General features: G+C 69.2%; 12 protein-coding genes. 10 read left to right on the top strand and 2 right to left on the bottom strand.

Annotation, left to right across the window (positions count from 1 at the left end; all coding sequences use genetic code 11):
- The first annotated feature begins 164 nt into the window (after window positions 1-164).
- The 6 genes from ileS (at window position 165) to J2126_RS10590 (ending at window position 8758) form a co-directional block, all read left to right on the top strand.
- The gene (gene ileS, locus J2126_RS10615; protein WP_209486588.1) at window positions 165-3194 is read left to right on the top strand and encodes an isoleucine--tRNA ligase; all 3030 of its coding nucleotides are present in this window, start codon (window positions 165-167) and stop codon (window positions 3192-3194) included.
- Window positions 3195-3302: 108 nt separating this feature from the next.
- Entirely contained in the window at window positions 3303-3833 is a 531-nt protein-coding gene (gene lspA, locus J2126_RS10610) for a signal peptidase II (RefSeq protein WP_209486586.1), read from the top strand.
- 197 nt (window positions 3834-4030) lie between these two features.
- Entirely contained in the window at window positions 4031-4705 is a 675-nt protein-coding gene (locus J2126_RS10605; protein WP_209486584.1) for a hypothetical protein, read from the top strand.
- A gap of 166 nt (window positions 4706-4871) precedes the next feature.
- Entirely contained in the window at window positions 4872-6242 is a 1371-nt protein-coding gene (locus J2126_RS10600; protein ID WP_245327268.1) for a M16 family metallopeptidase, read from the top strand.
- Between the two features lie 116 nt (window positions 6243-6358).
- Entirely contained in the window at window positions 6359-7651 is a 1293-nt protein-coding gene (locus J2126_RS10595; RefSeq protein WP_245327267.1) for a M16 family metallopeptidase, read from the top strand.
- Window positions 7652-7831: 180 nt separating this feature from the next.
- Window positions 7832-8758: a hypothetical protein gene (locus J2126_RS10590; RefSeq protein ID WP_209486578.1), complete on the top strand. Its 927-nt coding sequence runs from the start codon at window positions 7832-7834 to the stop codon at window positions 8756-8758.
- A 9-nt stretch (window positions 8759-8767) separates the two neighbouring features.
- Here the strand turns inward: J2126_RS10590 and J2126_RS10585 are convergent, their stop codons facing one another.
- The gene (locus J2126_RS10585) at window positions 8768-9889 is read right to left on the bottom strand and encodes a linear amide C-N hydrolase (RefSeq protein WP_209486576.1); all 1122 of its coding nucleotides are present in this window, start codon (window positions 9887-9889) and stop codon (window positions 8768-8770) included.
- Between the two features lie 310 nt (window positions 9890-10199).
- On the opposite strand from J2126_RS10585, the gene J2126_RS10580 reads away from it, so the two are divergent.
- Window positions 10200-10592 carry an acyl-CoA thioesterase gene (locus J2126_RS10580; RefSeq protein ID WP_209486574.1) on the top strand — a complete coding sequence of 131 codons (393 nt, stop codon included), beginning with the start codon at window positions 10200-10202 and terminating at the stop codon, window positions 10590-10592.
- A 71-nt stretch (window positions 10593-10663) separates the two neighbouring features.
- Here J2126_RS10580 and hrpB read toward each other — a convergent pair whose 3' ends face one another.
- Window positions 10664-13165, bottom strand: a complete 2502-nt coding sequence (hrpB, locus tag J2126_RS10575; RefSeq protein WP_209486572.1) for an ATP-dependent helicase HrpB — start codon at window positions 13163-13165, stop codon at window positions 10664-10666.
- Window positions 13166-13273: 108 nt separating this feature from the next.
- Here hrpB and J2126_RS10570 point away from each other — a divergent pair, with 108 nt between their 5' ends.
- The 3 genes from J2126_RS10570 to J2126_RS10560 all read left to right on the top strand — a co-directional run bounded on the left by J2126_RS10570 (window position 13274) and on the right by J2126_RS10560 (window position 16440).
- Window positions 13274-14278 (top strand): WD40 repeat domain-containing protein, encoded by a 1005-nt coding sequence (locus J2126_RS10570; protein ID WP_209486570.1) that lies wholly within the window; start codon window positions 13274-13276, stop codon window positions 14276-14278.
- A 180-nt stretch (window positions 14279-14458) separates the two neighbouring features.
- The gene (locus J2126_RS10565) at window positions 14459-15205 is read left to right on the top strand and encodes an acetoacetate decarboxylase (RefSeq protein ID WP_209486569.1); all 747 of its coding nucleotides are present in this window, start codon (window positions 14459-14461) and stop codon (window positions 15203-15205) included.
- Between the two features lie 83 nt (window positions 15206-15288).
- Window positions 15289-16440, top strand: coding sequence for a patatin-like phospholipase family protein (locus tag J2126_RS10560; RefSeq protein WP_209486567.1), 1152 nt, complete (start codon window positions 15289-15291; stop codon window positions 16438-16440).
- Window positions 16441-16446 lie beyond the last annotated feature (6 nt).

The raw sequence follows: 16446 nt of genomic DNA, 5'->3' as shown, positions 1-16446 counted from the left end.
GCCGCACCATGAGCGGATTTCCTCATGATCGCGGGGCCCTGCCTCGCCGCAGCCGCCCCCTCGCGGCGCGAATTATCGGCCCGGCCCCCCGCCGGCGCGGCTGAGCGCGCGGGGGCTGCCGGGATTTTTCCGCCCCGACCCTGCCTTCATCCCCCGAGCGTTCCATGACCGAGAAGTCCGAGACCAAGCCGTCGGCCGAGGCGTCCGCCCCCGATTATTCCAAGACCCTGTTCCTGCCCGAGACCCAGTTCCCCATGCGTGGCGGCCTGCCGCAGAAGGAGCCGGAGCTGCTGGCCCGCTGGGCGCGCATCGGCCTCTACGGGCGCCTGCGCGAGGCCGGGCGCGGCCGCGACCGCTTCGTGCTGCACGACGGTCCGCCCTATGCCAACGGCAACATCCACATCGGCCACGCGCTGAACAAGATCCTGAAGGACGTGGTGACGCGCTCCCAGCAGATGCTGGGCTTTGACTCGAACTACGTGCCCGGCTGGGACTGCCACGGCCTTCCCATCGAGTGGAAGATCGAGGAGGAGAACTACCGCAAGAAGGGCAAGCAGAAGCCCGACTTCTCCGATTCCGCCGCCATGGTCGCCTTCCGCCAGGAATGCCGCGCCTATGCCGAAGAGTGGGTGGGCAAGCAGCGCGAGGAGTTCAAGCGCCTCGGCGTCGAGGGCGACTGGGATCATCCCTATACCACCATGGCGTTCATGGCCGAGGCGCAGATCGCCCGCGAGATCATGAAGTTCGCCGAGAACGGGCTTTTGTACCGTGGCTCGAAGCCGGTCATGTGGTCGGTGGTCGAGAAGACCGCGCTGGCCGAGGCGGAGGTGGAGTATCAGGATTTTACCAGCGATACGGTGTGGGTGAAGTTCCCGGTGGTGTCTGAGGGGGACCATAAAGGTGCGACCGTCGTCATCTGGACGACCACCCCCTGGACCATGCCCGGCAACCGCGCGGTGACCTATTCGCCGAAGATCGCCTATGGCGTCTACGAGGTCACCGACGCCCCCGCCGAGAACTGGGCCAAGGCCGGCGACCGGCTGATCCTCGCCGACAAGCTGGCCGAGGACGTGTTCAAGGCCGCCCGCGTCACCGCCTATGAGCGCCGCGGCGATGTTCCCGCTGATGTGGTGGGCAGCCTCATCCTCGCCCATCCGCTCGCGGACCTCGGGCTCGGCGGCTACACCTTCAAGGTGCCGCTGCTGGAAGCCGAGCACGTCACGGACGACGCCGGTACGGGCTTCGTCCATACCGCCCCCGGCCATGGCCGCGAGGACTTCGAGGCGTGGGTGAACCATCGCCGCTGGCTGGAGGAGCGCGGCATCAGCCCCGCCATCCCCTACACGGTGGACGAGGACTCTTTCTACACCTCCCAGGCCCCAGGCTTCGAGGGCAGGCGCGTCATCACCGACAAGGGCGAGAAGGGCGATGCCAACACCGCCGTCATCGATGCCCTCATCAAGGCCGGCAACCTGCTCGCGCGCGGCCGGGTGAAGCACCAGTATCCGCACTCCTGGCGCTCCAAGAAGCCGGTGATCTTCCGCAACACGCCGCAATGGTTCATCGCCATGGACCAGGACATCCGCGCGGCGGACGGCAAGGCGGCGCCCCGCCCGGCGACGCTGGCCGGCAACGCCCCCGACACCCTGCGCGCCCGCGCGCTGGCCGGCATCAAGACCGTGGAGTGGGTGCCGGCGGCGGGCGAGAACCGCATCACCGGCATGATCGAGAACCGGCCGGACTGGGTGGTCTCGCGCCAGCGCGCCTGGGGCGTGCCCATCGCCGTGTTCGTGAAGGACAAGGGCGACGGCACCGTCGAAATCCTCAAGGATGCCGCTGTCAACGCCCGCATTGCCGAGGCCTTCGCTGCCGAAGGTGCCGACGCCTGGTTCAAGGAAGGCGCCAGCGCCCGCTTCCTGGGCGAGCGCGCCTCCGAGGGCTGGCAGAAGGTGGATGACGTCCTCGACGTGTGGTTCGATTCCGGCTCCACCCACACCTTCACGCTGGAGGTGCGCCCCGACCTCAAGGCGGAACGTCCGCCCGAGGGGCGCGACAAGGTGATGTATCTGGAGGGCTCGGACCAGCATCGCGGCTGGTTCCATTCCTCGCTGCTGGAAAGCTGCGGCACCCGCGGCCGCCCGCCCTATGACGTGGTGCTGACCCACGGTTTCGTCCTCGACGAGGACGGGCGCAAGATGTCCAAGTCGCTGGGCAACGTCACCTCGCCGCAGGACGTCATCAAGCAGTCCGGCGCCGATATCCTGCGCCTGTGGGTGTGCGCCTCCGATTATGCGGACGACCTGCGCATCGGCCCGGAAATCCTCAAGACCACGGCCGACACCTACCGCAAGCTGCGCAACACCATCCGCTGGCTGCTCGGCTCGCTGCACCATTACCGGCCGGAGGAGAAGGTGGCGGTGGCTGACATGCCGTCGCTGGAGCGCTTCATCCTGCATCGGCTCGCCGAGCTGGACGGGGAGATCCGCGCCGCCTATCGCGCCTTCGACTACAAGAAGGTTCATGCGGCCCTCGCCCAGTTCATGAACATCGAGCTGTCGGCCTTCTACTTCGACATCCGCAAGGATGCGCTCTATTGCGATCCCATCTCCTCGGTGACGCGGCGCGCCTGCCTCACGGTGCTGGACGAGGTGTTCAACCGGCTCGTCACCTGGCTCGCACCCATCCTCGCCTTCACCTGCGAGGAGGCCTACATCGCCCGCACCGGGGATGAAGAGGGCTCGGTGCATCTCCTCGGCTTCCCCGAGACGCCCGCCGCATGGCGCGACGAGGCGCTGGCGGAGCAGTGGCGCAAGGTGCGCCTCATCCGCCGCGTGGTGCTGGGGGCGCTGGAAGTCGAGCGCGCCGCCAAGCGCATGGGCTCCTCGCTGGAGGCCGCGCCGGAGGTCTATGTGAGCGACGATGCGCTGGCCGATGCCCTTTCCGGCCTCGACCTCGCCGAGATCGCCATCACCTCGGATGCGAAGCTGATCCGCGGCGAGGGGCCGGCCGACGCCTTCCGTCTGCCGGACGTGCCGGGCGTTGCGGTGGTGCCCGTGCGCGCCGTGGGCACCAAGTGCGCCCGCTCGTGGAAGGTGTCGCCATTGGTGGGCACCGACCCGGAGTTCCCCGACGTGACCCCGCGCGATGCGGCGGCTCTGCGGGAACTGTACGCCGCGCGCGCCGCAACGGCCTGACATCCCGCTCCGCCCGCCGCGCGTTGCCGGGGCGGGCGGCCTCGTCTATGAACGGCCGGTCGCGTCGCCCGGCCGTGGGCCACAGAGGCCGTACCTGAGAGAGGCTCCTTGCAGCGCCGTCCCATCCTCTTCGGCCTTCTCGTCGCGCTCGTGGTGCTGGTGGCGGACCAGGCCTCCAAGAGCGTCGTCCTTGCCTGGTCGGCCTCCTGGGGGGCATCGATCAAGCCGGTCGCGCCGTTCGTGGACTTCGCCGCGCTGTGGAATTACGGCATCAGCTACGGCCTGTTTCCGCAGGGGGAGACGGGGCGCTGGGTGCTGGTGGCCATCAAGGTGGCGGCGGCGATCCTGTTCGCCATCTGGCTCGCCCGCGCCCGCAGCCGCTTCGAGGCGTTCGCGCTGGGCCTGCTCATCGGCGGCGCCATCGGCAATGCGGTGGACCGGGTGGTCTATGGCGCGGTGTTCGATTTCGTGTCGCTGCACGCCTTCGGCTACCGTTGGTACGTGTTCAACCTCGCCGATGTGGCCGTGGTTGTGGGCGTGGCGATGCTTCTTTACGATGCATTTCTCGGCGGCGCCTCAAAATCGCCGCCCTCGGCCGTGCCAATGTCGCCCCGATCCGGGGCCGAGCGGGAGCCTTGAGCGCGCGCGAGCGCGTCATCAGGTGCGCTCGATCCCGGCTTGTGGCCCGCTTTGCGGAAAAACCGTGTGATCAATCAAAGGCCTGGAGCATTCGCGGCGAAGGGGATTCGCCGCCCGGCCCAGAGGATGGCATCGAGGACGTGAGACCCATGCGAGAGATTTCCGTTTTCCCGCATAGCGCCGGACCCGCGCCGCGCGTGGCCGGTTTCATCTTGTCTCTTGACCGCCGTATCCCGCTGCGCCTTGCTGGCGGCGCGCTGCTCACTGCTTTTGTCCTCACGCTCGCCGCGCCCGCGCCCGCCGCCGCGCAGGGCCTCGACGGCAGCACCAATATCTTCGACAGCGCCATGCAGATTCTCGGCCTCAAGGAGGAAGAGGAGAAGCCGGAGATCGACTACCGCGAGCGCGCCCCCCTCGTGGTGCCGCCCCGCGTGCCGGACGCCCTGCCGCCGCCCCAGAAGAGCGCCGCCGAAAGCCACCCCAACTGGCCGAAGGACTACGATCAGCAGCGCCGCGCCGCTGCCGCGCAGGCCGCCAAGCAACCCATCGTGCGCGACGATCCGGGCAAGCCGCTGATGCCGTCCGAGCTCAACCGCGGCAAGAAGCGGGCGGTGGGCAACAGCACGGCGCCCACCGAGCCGGTGGGCGCGGGCTCCACGCGCGACGTTCTGATGCCCAGCCAGCTCGGCGCCACCAACTGGCTCGGTCTGGGTGGCAAGCAGGAGCAGCTCACCTTCAATGGGGAGCCCAACCGCGAGAACCTCATTCAGCCGCCGCCCGGCTACCAGACGCCGGCTCCCAACGCGCCTTATGGCGTGGTGGAGGACAAGAAGGAACCCTGGAAGATGCCGTCGCTGTTCGATCGCCAGTGACGAACCGGCGGACGGGCACGCGGGTCCAAGGGCCGGCAGTTGCGGGCCGATACCGCTCCGCCCGGTCCTTCTCTGCGGCGGCGGGCACCCTATCTTTCCTTGACGGACGCGCCTTCGGGCGCGTCGAATGCCGAAAGATCCTCACGTGCAGATGAGCCGTCTTGCCATGGTTGCCATTATCGCCGCTGGAGCGGCCGCATTTTCTCCCCGCCTTGCCGACGCCGCAGGTCCGGAAGTCACCGAATTCAAGCTCGCCAACGGCCTTCAGGTCATGGTCATCCCCGACCGCCGAACCCCGGTGGTCACCCACATGGTGTGGTATAAGGTGGGATCGGCCGACGAGCAGCCGGGCAAGTCCGGCATCGCCCATTTCCTTGAGCATCTGATGTTCAAGGGCACCGATGCGCACCCGCAGGGCCAGTTCTCGGCCGAGGTGGCGCGCCTCGGCGGGCAGGAAAATGCCTTCACCTCGCAGGATTACACCGCCTATTTCCAGCGCGTGGCCAAGGAGCACCTTCAGACCGTGATGGGCTTCGAGGCCGACCGCATGCGCGGCCTCAAGCTCTCCGACGAGGTTGTGCTCCCCGAGCGGGACGTGGTGCTGGAAGAGCGCCGCATGCGCACCGACAACGATCCCGGCGCGCGCCTCTCCGAGGTTCTGCAGGCGACGACCTACGTGAACCACCCCTATCAGCATCCGATCATCGGCTGGGAGCACGAGATCAAGGGCCTCAACCGCGAGGACGCGCTGGCCTTCTATCGCCGCTTCTATGCGCCCAACAACGCCCTGCTGGTGGTGGCCGGCGATGTGGACCCGGCCGAGGTGAAGGCGCTGGCGGAAAAGACCTACGGCAAGGTCACCCAGGCCGATACGCCGCCGCGCAACCGCCCGCAGGAGCCCGAGCCGCGCGCCCACCGGCGGGTGTCGCTGGCCGACCCGCGCGTCGCCCAGCCGAGCCTTCAGCGCTCCTATCTGGTGCCGTCCGCCCGCACCGCGGCGCCCGGCGATGCCGAAGCTCTGGAAGTGCTCTCGCATATCCTCGGCGGCGGCCAGACCAGCCGCATGTACCGCACGCTGGTGGCCGAGAAGGGCCTCGCGGCCGGCGCCGGCTCCTGGTATCAGGGCACGGCCTACGACGCGACGCGCTTCGTCGCCTATGCCTCGCCGCGTCCGGGCGTGAGCCTGGAGACGCTGGAAGCGGCCGTGGATGCGGTGGTCGCCGAGCTGCAGGACAAGGGCGTCGACGATCTTGAGCTCGCCCGCGCCAAGACCCGGCTCATTGCCGACACCATCTACGCGCAGGACAATCAGGCGACCCTCGCCCGCATCTATGGCGCCTCCTGGGCCACCGGCCTCTCCGCCAAGGACGTGCGCGAATGGCCGGACCGGCTCAAGGCCGTGACCGCCGATCAGGTGCGCGACGTGGCCCGCCGCTATCTCGTCACCGACCGGGCCGTGACCGGATACCTCAAGCAGGCCGAGCCGAAAGCCGGCGACGCGGGCAAGGCGGACGGCAAGAAGGACAATCGCTCGTGACGGCGGCCGTCCCGGCTTTCGAGATGTTCCGTTCGCCGGCCCGTTCGGGCCGGCGCGCCTTTTTCGCGGGCGCGGGCCTTCGCCCTGCCGCCCGGCTCTTTCTTGCGATGGTTACGATGGCCCTTTCCCTTCTCGCCGCTGACACGGCGCAGTCCCAGTCGAGCCGCATCACCGAGGTGACGAGCCCCGGCGCCATCAAGGCGTGGCTGGTCCACGACACCACGCTTCCGCTCATCGCCTTCGAGTTCGCCTTCCTCGGCGGCGCCGCCCAGGATGGCCCGGAGCATGCCGGCCTCGCCAACCTTGCCTCCTCGCTTCTGGACGAGGGCGCTGGCGCGCTCGATTCCGACGCTTTCCAGCGGGCGCTGGCCGACCATGCGGTGGAGCTGCATTTCGATGCCGGGCGCGACGAGATGCGCGGCTCCCTGCGCACGCTTTCGGAAAACCGCGACAAGGCCTTCGAACTGCTGCGCCTTGCGGTCAACGAGCCGCGGTTTGACGGCGAGGCGGTGGAGCGCATCCGCGCCTCCCTGCTGGCCATGCTGCGTCGCCGGTCCACCGAGCCGAATGCCATTGCCAACGACCGCTGGTTCGCGCTCGCCTTTCCCGGCCATCCCTATGGCCGCCCGACGGATGGCACGCTGGAGAGCGTGGCCAAGCTGACCCGCGAGGACATCGCGGGCTTCATCGGAAAGACCTTCGCCCGCTCCAACCTGCGCGTCGCCGTAGTGGGCGACATCACCGCCGAGGAACTGGGCAGGCGGCTCGACGAGGTGTTCGGCAAGCTCCCCGCCAAGGCGACGCTCGTTCCCGTCGCCAACGTGACGCCCCAGAAGATCGGCACCGTTGAGGTCATCCCCCTCGATGTCTCGCAGTCGGTGGTGGTGATGGGCACCGGCGGGCTGGAGCGGCGCGATCCGGACTTCATCCCGGCCTATGTGCTCAACCACATCCTCGGCGGCAGCGCCTTCTCCTCGCGCCTGTTCAAGGAAGTGCGCGAGGCGCGGGGGCTGGCCTATTCGGTCTATTCCTATCAGGTGGCGCTTTCCCACGTCGGCCTGTGGTTCGCGGGCACCGCGACCAAGAACGAGCGGGCGGCGGAATCCATCTCCCTCATCACCCATGAGTTCGGCCAGATCCTGAAGGACGGGCCGACCGCCAAGGAGCTGGAGGAGGCGAAGAGCTATCTGATGGGCAGCTATGCCCTGCGCTTCGATACGTCCTCCAAGGTCGCCGGCCAGCTGCTGCAGATCCAGCTCGACGAACTCGGCATCGACTATATCGATCGCCGCAACGCCCTGATCGCCGCCGTCACCCTCGACGACCTCAAGCGCGTCGCCGGCCGGCTGGCCACGTCGAAGGACGCGCTGACGGTGGTCGTGGGCAAGCCGGTCGGCCTCGGCGGCTGAGGCGCGCGCGGTAACCTTACTTTCACGGAGCCGGCGCCGGGGACCCGCAGGGGCGAGCGGGGAGTCCTCACGCCGGCTTCCCTTTGCTATAAGCGCGTCGGAATCCAGGGCGCCCATGGAGTTGAAGATATGGCGGGTGCAACACGGACGGTCGTGCAGATCCGGGCCACCGAAAGGCCCGTGACGGCAGCTTCACGCCTGTCCCCGCCCCGCCGTTTCGCCTTGCCCCGCCTGCTTCTGCCCGGCCTTCTGGCTGCGGCGCTCGCCGGCTGCGCGGCCGGAGAGGGGCTCGACGGCTCCTTCGGCGCGCAGGATACGGGCGTCGCCGGTGGCACGGCCATCTCCAATCCGGCCGCCGGCAGCACCTCCGCCGGCATCGTCAACAGCGCCAGCGCAGGCGCCCTCGTGGTGGGCACGGGTCCCGACCAGGAGACCTATGACTGCCCCATGCTCACCGTGCGCACCGGCGCCGCTAGCTGGCAGGTCACTGCCGGCGGCGGCCTGCGCTATCAGGGCACGATCGGCCGCCTGGCCCGCGAATGCTCCATAGTCAACGGCATGATGGTGGTGAGGGTGGGCATCGAGGGCCGTGTCCTGATGGGCGAAAAGGGCGCTCCGGGTCAGGTGAAGGTCCCCATCCGCATCGCCGTGGTGAACGAGGGGCCGACGCCGAAGACCATCACCACCAAGTTCTTCGCGGTGGCCGTGGACGTGCCGGCCGATCCGGGCCATGCGGCCTTCACCGTCGTCGAGGACCAGATCGCGTTCCCGCTGCTGAAGCCGTACGAGATGGAACGCTACGTGATCTATGTGGGCTTCGACCCGCAGGGCGCTCCCGAGGTCCGTGAGCGGCCCAAGCCCTCCGCTGCGCGCCCGAAGCCGAAGCCGCCGGCGACCGCGGCGCAGCCTGCCCCCGCCCCGGCGGCCGCGAGTGCTCCCGCGCCGGCAAGCTCGTCGTCCTCGTCCTCATCGTCGTCAGGCGCGAAAGATGTGTTCGGGCCGCCGCCCTCAAGCGGCAGCAGCGGTGGCGGTTTTGCGCCGCCCCCGTCGAGCGGCGGGTTCGCGCCGCCGCCCTCCACCAGCACCTTCTCGCCGCCGCCCCGGTAGGGGAGCGGCTCAGTCCAGTTTGACGCCGAGGAAGATGAAAGGCGCCGCCGGCACGAACCGCGCGGCGGCGTTGCCGCCATAGACCTTGCCACCGGCGAGATCGAGCTTCTTCACCGGCGCCCCCGGCTTCAGGTCCAGATCCGCGATCGGCACCCAGAAGGTGTTCGGGCTGGTCGCGGAATCGAAGAAAAAGACCCTGTCCTTCTGGTCGCTCACCGTCCGCCACAGGGTGGAGGCGATGTTCGGCTCACCCGGCGTCGAGAGGCCGAGCGGCACGCTCACCGAGCGCATCACGCTGACGACGCTCGCCACGGCCTGGTTGGCGTAGGTCTGGTCCGGGACCGCGGACAGGATCTCCGGCGCCGCCTTGGTGGGGATGGCCTTGATGAAGAAGCTGGCGCGGGCGAAGCGATCCGCCGCCCGGTTGGTGCCGGGCAGGAACACCGTGCCGCCGATCTCCTGCCAATAGGTGTTGAGCGCGAGCTGCTGGTCGTAGCTCGGCGAGTTGGTCATCACCTGGTATTGCCGGCCGTGGTGGACCACCAGCTTGCCGCCGAGATACTCGAAGATGGCGCTGTCGCCGGACGGGTCGGAGATGGCGAGGTGGAGCTGGGCGCCGGAGCCGTTGGGCAGGGTCGCCGTCACCACCACGAACGGCTCGGCGGAGAGCGCAGCCACTGCTTCGGAGACGGTGGCGAAATTGTCGAGCACGTATTGCGCCCACACCATAATGGAGAGGGCCGGCTTTCCGGCGGGCTTCGCGTATTCCGACTCGGCGAGATAGAGCAGGTTGGCAACGAGACCCTTCTCGTTCATGCCGTCGGCGGTGCCGGCATTATAGCCCGCGGCGATCACGCTGCCGTACTTCGACACCCATTTCGGCGTGTTGGCCCCGGCCGCCCCGTCCCGCGCCATGCCGGCCGGGAAGGCCCACAGGTCGGTGTGCATGTCCTCCATCCAGTCCATGGACCGGCCGGTGATGACGATGCCGTCGGAGCCCAGATAGACCGCGCGTGTGCAGGCCTGCGCCACCGGGGCGAGGGTGGCGGCGAGCGCTCCGGCGAGCACCGTGGCGGCGAGGGCACGCTGGCGGATGCGGGAGATACGGCTTTCGGGACGGGTCTGGACCATGGCGGCCTCCGATGCGACCGGCCCAAAATGAAAACCGCCGGTAACGAGGTCAGCCTCGTTCCGGCGGAATCATGTGCCGGCCTTCTGAAAAGGTTCGGCTGAAAGAGATACCGGCTCCGCCCACACAGCAAGGCGGAGCCGGTCATCCATGCCCTGTCTGCCCCGAAAAGACATGGACAAGTGTTAGAAACCACGCCCGCGCTCCCGATTCTCTGAGGTGGATCAAATTTGGCCGCGCTGCGGCGAAATTTTGCTATCAGCTTCGACGGAACGTTGGACACGGCGCGCCTCAGGCGTGCGGGGAGAAGGGATGCACGACAAGGGCTCGCAGATGCCAGACGGGATTCCGGTCATCCGGACCATCGCCATGCCGGCCGATACCAACCCGAGCGGGGATATCTTCGGCGGCTGGCTGATGTCGCAGATGGACCTTGCCGCCGGCAACGTGGCGGCGCGCCGTTCGCGCGGCCGCGCGGCGACGGTGGCGGTGGAGGCCATGAGCTTCCTGTCCCCCGTCGCGGTGGGCGACGAGGTGAGCCTGTTCGCCACCATCGCGCGGGTGGGCCGCACCTCGCTGCGCATCGAGGTCGAGGCCTGGCGCCGGGCGCGCGAGAGCGAGCAGTCGACCAAGGTGACGGAAGCCGTCTTCACCTTCGTCGCCATCGACGGCGAGGGTCGGCCCCGGGCCATTCCGGCGGAGTAGCAGGGCTCTTCAAGGTGCGCGCGCACAAGCCCGCGCGGCGCCGGAGCGAGGGCAAAGAAAGCCCCCGTCCCTCACGTCCCGCGCGGTTTTGCCCGCGTGGTGGGCGGCGCCTCGGCCGGGTTCTCGGGCCAGGGGTGCTTGGGATAGCGGCCGCGCATGTCGGACCGCACATCGCGCCAGGAGCCGCGCCAGAATTGCGGCAGGTCCTTCGTCACCTGGATCGGCCGATGCGCGGGCGAAAGCAGCGCGAGGGTGAGGGGCACCCGCCCGCCGGCGATGGCAGGATGGGCGGTGAGGCCGAACAATTCCTGTACCCGGACCTCCACCGCCGGCCCGCCCTCGGCGCCATAGTCGATGGCGAGGCGGGAGCCTGTGGGCGCGGTGAAATGGGTGGGCGCCTCCGCCTCCAGCCGGGACGTCAGCTCATAGGGCAGCAAGGCGTGAAGGGCGTTGCCCACGTCGGCGCCCGTGATGTCGGCCAGCGAGGTCCGGCCGGTGAGAAACGGCGCGAGCCACGCCTCCGCCGATGCCGCCAGCGCCGCGTCGGAGAGGTCCGGCCAGGGCTCGCCCTCGGCCGCGCGCAGGAACATGACCCGTTCACGCCACTGCCGGGAGGCCGCCGAAAAGGGCAGGCGTTCGATGCCGGCGTCCGCGATGCCACGGGCGAGCGCGCGGGCCGTCTCCGCGTCCGCCGGAACCGGCTGGGGCCGCGCCGCCAGCACGAGCGCCCTGAGCCGCCGAACCTCCCGCGCCCGCACGGCCATCGCTGCCGGATCGAAGGCGATCTCCAGCCCGGAGGTGATGTCGTCAGCGAACAGGGCTTCCATCTCCTCGGCCGGGAGCGCGGCGGCCAGGGTGATCCGGGCGCCCTCGGCGCGACCGGAGGCCTCCGCCACTGCAAGGAACGGGGCGCGTGCAAGCGGTGAGGTGCCCTCCAGCACCGCGCCGCGTCCATTGGCCATCAGGAACCTCACCTGGGTTTCGCCGGGCCGCCCCTCGCGCGCCTTGGCGACGCGATCGGGAAAGGCGAGCGCCAGCAGGGCGGCGGGGGAGGGGGGCGCTCCATCGCCATGCTCTCCCGTCGCCGCTTCCCGCCCCGCCATCTCCGCCCAACGGGCTGCGAGGCGGCGCGAATCTTCTGCGCGGCGGGAGCGGTCGCGGCGGAAGCCGTCGAGGCGGGCGAGCAGGTCCACGCTGTCGCCACCGAGCCCGCGCTCCACCAGAAGCGCGGCGATCTCCGCGCCGAGGCGGCCGGCCCCGCGTTCTGCGCCAATGGCGACCATGTGGGCGAGGCGTGGCGGCAAGGGCAGGCGGGCCATGAGGCGGCCGAGCGGCGTCACCGCCTCCTCGGCATCAAGCGCGCCGAGAAGGCGCAGCAGCGCCTTGGCCTCGGTGACGGCGGGCGCGGGGGGCGGATCAAGGAAGGGGAGGGCGGCGGGTTCGCGCACGCCGACGCGGGCAAGGTCGAGCACGAGGCCGGTGAGGTCGGCAGAGAGGATTTCGGGCGTGGCGAAGGCGGGCAGGCTCGCCGTCTCGCCCTCGCTCCACAGGCGATAGCAGACGCCGGGCTCGGTGCGTCCGGCGCGGCCGCGGCGCTGATCGGCGGCGGCGCGGGAGACGCGGACGGTCTCAAGCCGTGTCAGCCCCACGTCGGGCTCGAAACGCGGCACGCGGGCCAGGCCGCTGTCCACCACCACCCGCACGCCCTCGATGGTGAGCGATGTTTCGGCGATGGAGGTGGCCAGCACCACCTTGCGCCGCCCCGCCGGCGCCGGCAGCACGGCGCGGTCCTGCTCGGCGGCATCGAGCGCCCCGAAAAGGGCGACCACATCCACCTTCGGGTCGCGCACCGTGTCCAGCAGCAGCGTCTCGGTGCGGCGGATTTCGGCGGCGCCGGGCAGGAAGGCGAGGATGGAGCCGTCTTCCCGGTCCAGCGCGCGGCGGATGGCGTCGGCCATCTGGCGGTCGATGGGCGCGCGCGGATCGCGGCCGAGATAGGCCGTCTCCACCGGAAAGGCGCGGCCCTCGCTTTCGATCACCGGCGCGGGCGCGCCGGCGCCCATCAAAGAGGCGACGCGGGCGCCGTCCAGCGTCGCCGACATGGCGAGGAGGCGAAGGTCGTCCCTGAGCCCGCGCTGGGAATCGAGGGCGAGGGCGAGGCCGAGATCGGCATCGAGGCTGCGCTCGTGGAATTCGTCGAACAGCACGGCCGTGATGCCCGAGAGTTCGGGGTCGTCCAGCACCATGCGGGTGAAGATGCCTTCCGTGACCACCTCGATGCGGGTGCGGCGCGACACCTCCGAGGCGAGGCGCGTGCGGAAGCCCACCGTGCCGCCCACCGCCTCGCCGAGGGTCTGCGCCATCCGCCGCGCAGCGGCGCGGGCGGCGAGGCGGCGCGGCTCCAGCACGAGGATCTTTCCGCCCGCGGCCCACGGCTCGTCCAGCAACGCGAGGGGCACGCGCGTGGTCTTGCCGGCACCGGGCGGGGCCACCAGCACGGCGCAGGGGCTGGACGCGAGCGTCGAGCGGATGTCGCCGAGGACGGCGTCGATGGGAAGGGTGGTGTCGAACATGGCGTGCCGCCCTTATGCGACGGCTTCGCGCACAGGCAAACCCACCTTGCCAGCGGCCCGCATCGGTGCCTTAAGGAACGCCCCGTCCATCACCGGGATCAGAGCACCATGGTTTCCGCCCCGTCCAGCCTCACCGGCAAGGTCCGGCCGCTTGCCTTCGAGGCCGGCATCGTCGCCCTCGCCTTCCTCGATTCGAAGGCCGCCTTCGTCGGCACGGATGGCGCGGTTTTTCTGACGGGCCTGGAGGAGGGCGCGGTGCCGGTCACGGTGCCCGTCCATGATGGCGGCGTCCTCAGCGCGACCTCGGACGGCAAGCGGCTGGTGACCGGCGGCGACGACGGGCGGGTGATGGAAACGCGTGCGGACGGCGCCACGCGCGAACTCGCGCAGCAGAAGGGCCGCTGGATCGACCGCGTGGCTCTGGGGCCGGACGGCACCATCGCCTATTCCGCCGGCAAGGTCGCCCATGTGCTCCAGCAGAAGGGTGAGCCGCGATCGCTGGAGGTGCCGTCCACGGTCGGCGGCCTCGCCTTCGCGCCCAAGGGCCTGCGCCTCGCGGTGGCGCATTACGGCGGCGTGACCCTGTGGTTTCCCAATGCCGCGGGCGCCAAGCCGGAGGTCTACGGCTGGAAGGGCTCGCACCTCGGCGTGACCTTCTCGCCCGACGGCCGCTTCCTCGTCAGCACCATGCAGGAGCCGGCGCTGCACGGCTGGCGGGTGGTGGACGGCGCGCATATGCGCATGTCGGGCTATCCCTCGCGGGTGAAGTCCTTCGCCTTCACTGCCGACGGCAAGTGGCTCGCCACGTCCGGCTCGGGCGAGGCGATCCTGTGGCCGTTCCAGGCCAAGGACGGCCCCATGGGCAAGGAGCCCATGATGCTGGCGCCGTCGCCCACCACGCGGGTGACGGTGGTTGCGCCCCACCCGAAAGACCCCGTCGTCGCCATCGGCTATGAGGACGGCATGGTGATGATGGTGCGCATCTCGGACGGCGCGGAGATCCTGCTGCGCGCGCCCGACAGCGACCCCGTGACCGCCATGGCCTGGCACGGCTCCGGCGGGGCTGTGGGCTACGGGACGCAGAAAGGCAGCGGAGGCCTTCTCGTCTTCTGACCCGGCAGTGTCCGGACCTTCGGGTTTTCCAGGCGTGACGCGGTGCGGGACCGCATACCAAGTCCTTAGCCGTGCAGGAAACTCGTGCCGCAAGCGGCTTTTCACGGGCGCGCGTCCGCTCTACCTTGGCGGCGTCCATTCGCAGGTGCGAAACGCGACTGCCGCACGAGAGACCCGCCGATGAAGATCGCCGACGTTCGCCGCACTGCCTACTCGATGCCGCTGACCAACCCGTCGTTTCCGCCGGGGCCGTACCGGTTCATCGACCGCGAATATCTGATCATCACCTACCGCACCGATCCGGAGGCCCTGGCCAAGGTGGTGCCGGAGCCGCTCGAGATCACCGAGCCGGTGGTGAAGTACGAATTCATCCGCATGCCCGATTCCACCGGCTTCGGCGACTACACCGAGACCGGACAGGTCATCCCGGTCCGCTTCAACGGCCAGGAGGGCGGCTACGTCCACTCCATGTATCTGGACGACGAATCCCCCATCGCCGGCGGTCGCGAGCTGTGGGGCTTTCCCAAGAAATACGCCCAGCCGAAGCTCAAGGTGGAGACCGACACGCTGGTCGGCACCCTCCATTACGGCAGCGTGCTCTGCGCCTCGGGCACCATGGGCTACAAGTGGAAGGCCGGCGACAAGGAGAAGGTGCTCGCCTCCCTCCTCACCCCGAGCTTCCTGCTCAAGATCATCCCGGACGTGGACGCCACGCCCCGCATCTGCGAGCTGGTGCGCTACTATCTCGTGGACGTCACGCTCAAGGAATGCTGGGTCGGGCCCGGCGCCCTCGGCCTGTTCCCGCACGCCCTGTGCAACGTCGCGGCCCTGCCGGTGCTGGAGGTTCTCTCCGCCGTCCACATCAAGGCCGACCTGACGCTGGGCCTCGGCGAAGTGGTCTACGATTACCTGAAGGAAGGCGCCTGACGTAAGGTCGGCGCCCGACCGCGCTGCCGGCGGCGCTCCTTGCGCCGCCGGGCCTGCATAACAATTTTGAGGGGTGAGGGCCGATGACCGAGGCTGCCAACCAGCGCTCCAGCGAGCTGTGCAACATCATCGACGAGTACAAGCGCGTGGCACTGGTGTTCCAGGGCGGCGGGGCGCTCGGCGCCTATCAGGCGGGCGTTTACGAGGCGCTGTCGGAAGTGGGCTGCGATCCCAACTGGATCTCCGGCGTGTCCATCGGCGCCATCAACTCGGCCATCATCGCCGGCAACGCGCCGCAGGACCGGGTGACGAAGCTCCGGGACTTCTGGGAGACCATCACCTCCCGGCGGATCCTGCCGATCAATCTGGAAGGCGACATCTTCCGTCAGTGGCGCAATCAGCTGAGCGCCGCCCGCACGATCCTTCAGGGCCAGCCCGGTTTCTTCAACCCGCGCTTTCCCAACCCCTGGCTGCTGCCGTCGGGGGCGCCGGGCGCCACCTCCTTCTACGACACGGCACCCTTGCGCGACACGCTGCTGCGCCTCGTGGACTTTGACCGCATCAATTCCGGCGAGAAGCGCTTCTCGGTGGGGGCGGTGAACGTACGCACCGGCAATTTCATCTATTTCGACAACCAGGAGCACAAGATCGCTCCCGAGCACATCATGGCCTCCGGCGCGCTGCCGCCGGGCTTTCCGGCCATCAAGATCGATGGCGAGTTCTACTGGGACGGCGGCGTCGTCTCCAACACCCCGCTCCAGTTCCTGCTCGACCAGCCGGACCATCCGAGCGCGCTGGTGTTCCAGGTGGACCTGTTCAGCGCCCGCGGGCAGCTGCCGCGCGACATGTTCGACGTGTCGGAGCGGCAGAAGGACGTCGCCTATTCGAGCCGCACCCGCTACACCACCGACGTGTTCCGCCGCGTGCAGGATCTGCGCTCCAAGCTCTATGACGCGCTCCAGCGCATTCCCGAGCAGCTGCGCACCGAGGAGGACATCGCCCTTATCGACGATTATTCCAACTCCGGCCCGGTCAACATCTGCCACCTGATCTATCAGGAAAAGACCTACGAGCGGGAATCCAAGGACTACGAATTCTCGCAGACCTCCATGCGCGAGCATTGGCAGACCGGCTACGAGGACACGGTGAAGACCCTGCGGCGCAAGGAATGGCTGAGGAAGCCGGACGATTCCATCGGCATCGTCATCCACGACATCCACCGCCTCTCCGAGTGAGAGGCG

Origin of the sequence: Xanthobacter flavus, from assembly GCF_017875275.1 — a bacterium.
Taxonomy (GTDB): Bacteria; Pseudomonadota; Alphaproteobacteria; order Rhizobiales; family Xanthobacteraceae; genus Xanthobacter; species Xanthobacter flavus_A.
This window is presented reverse-complemented; position numbering and strand designations above follow the sequence as displayed.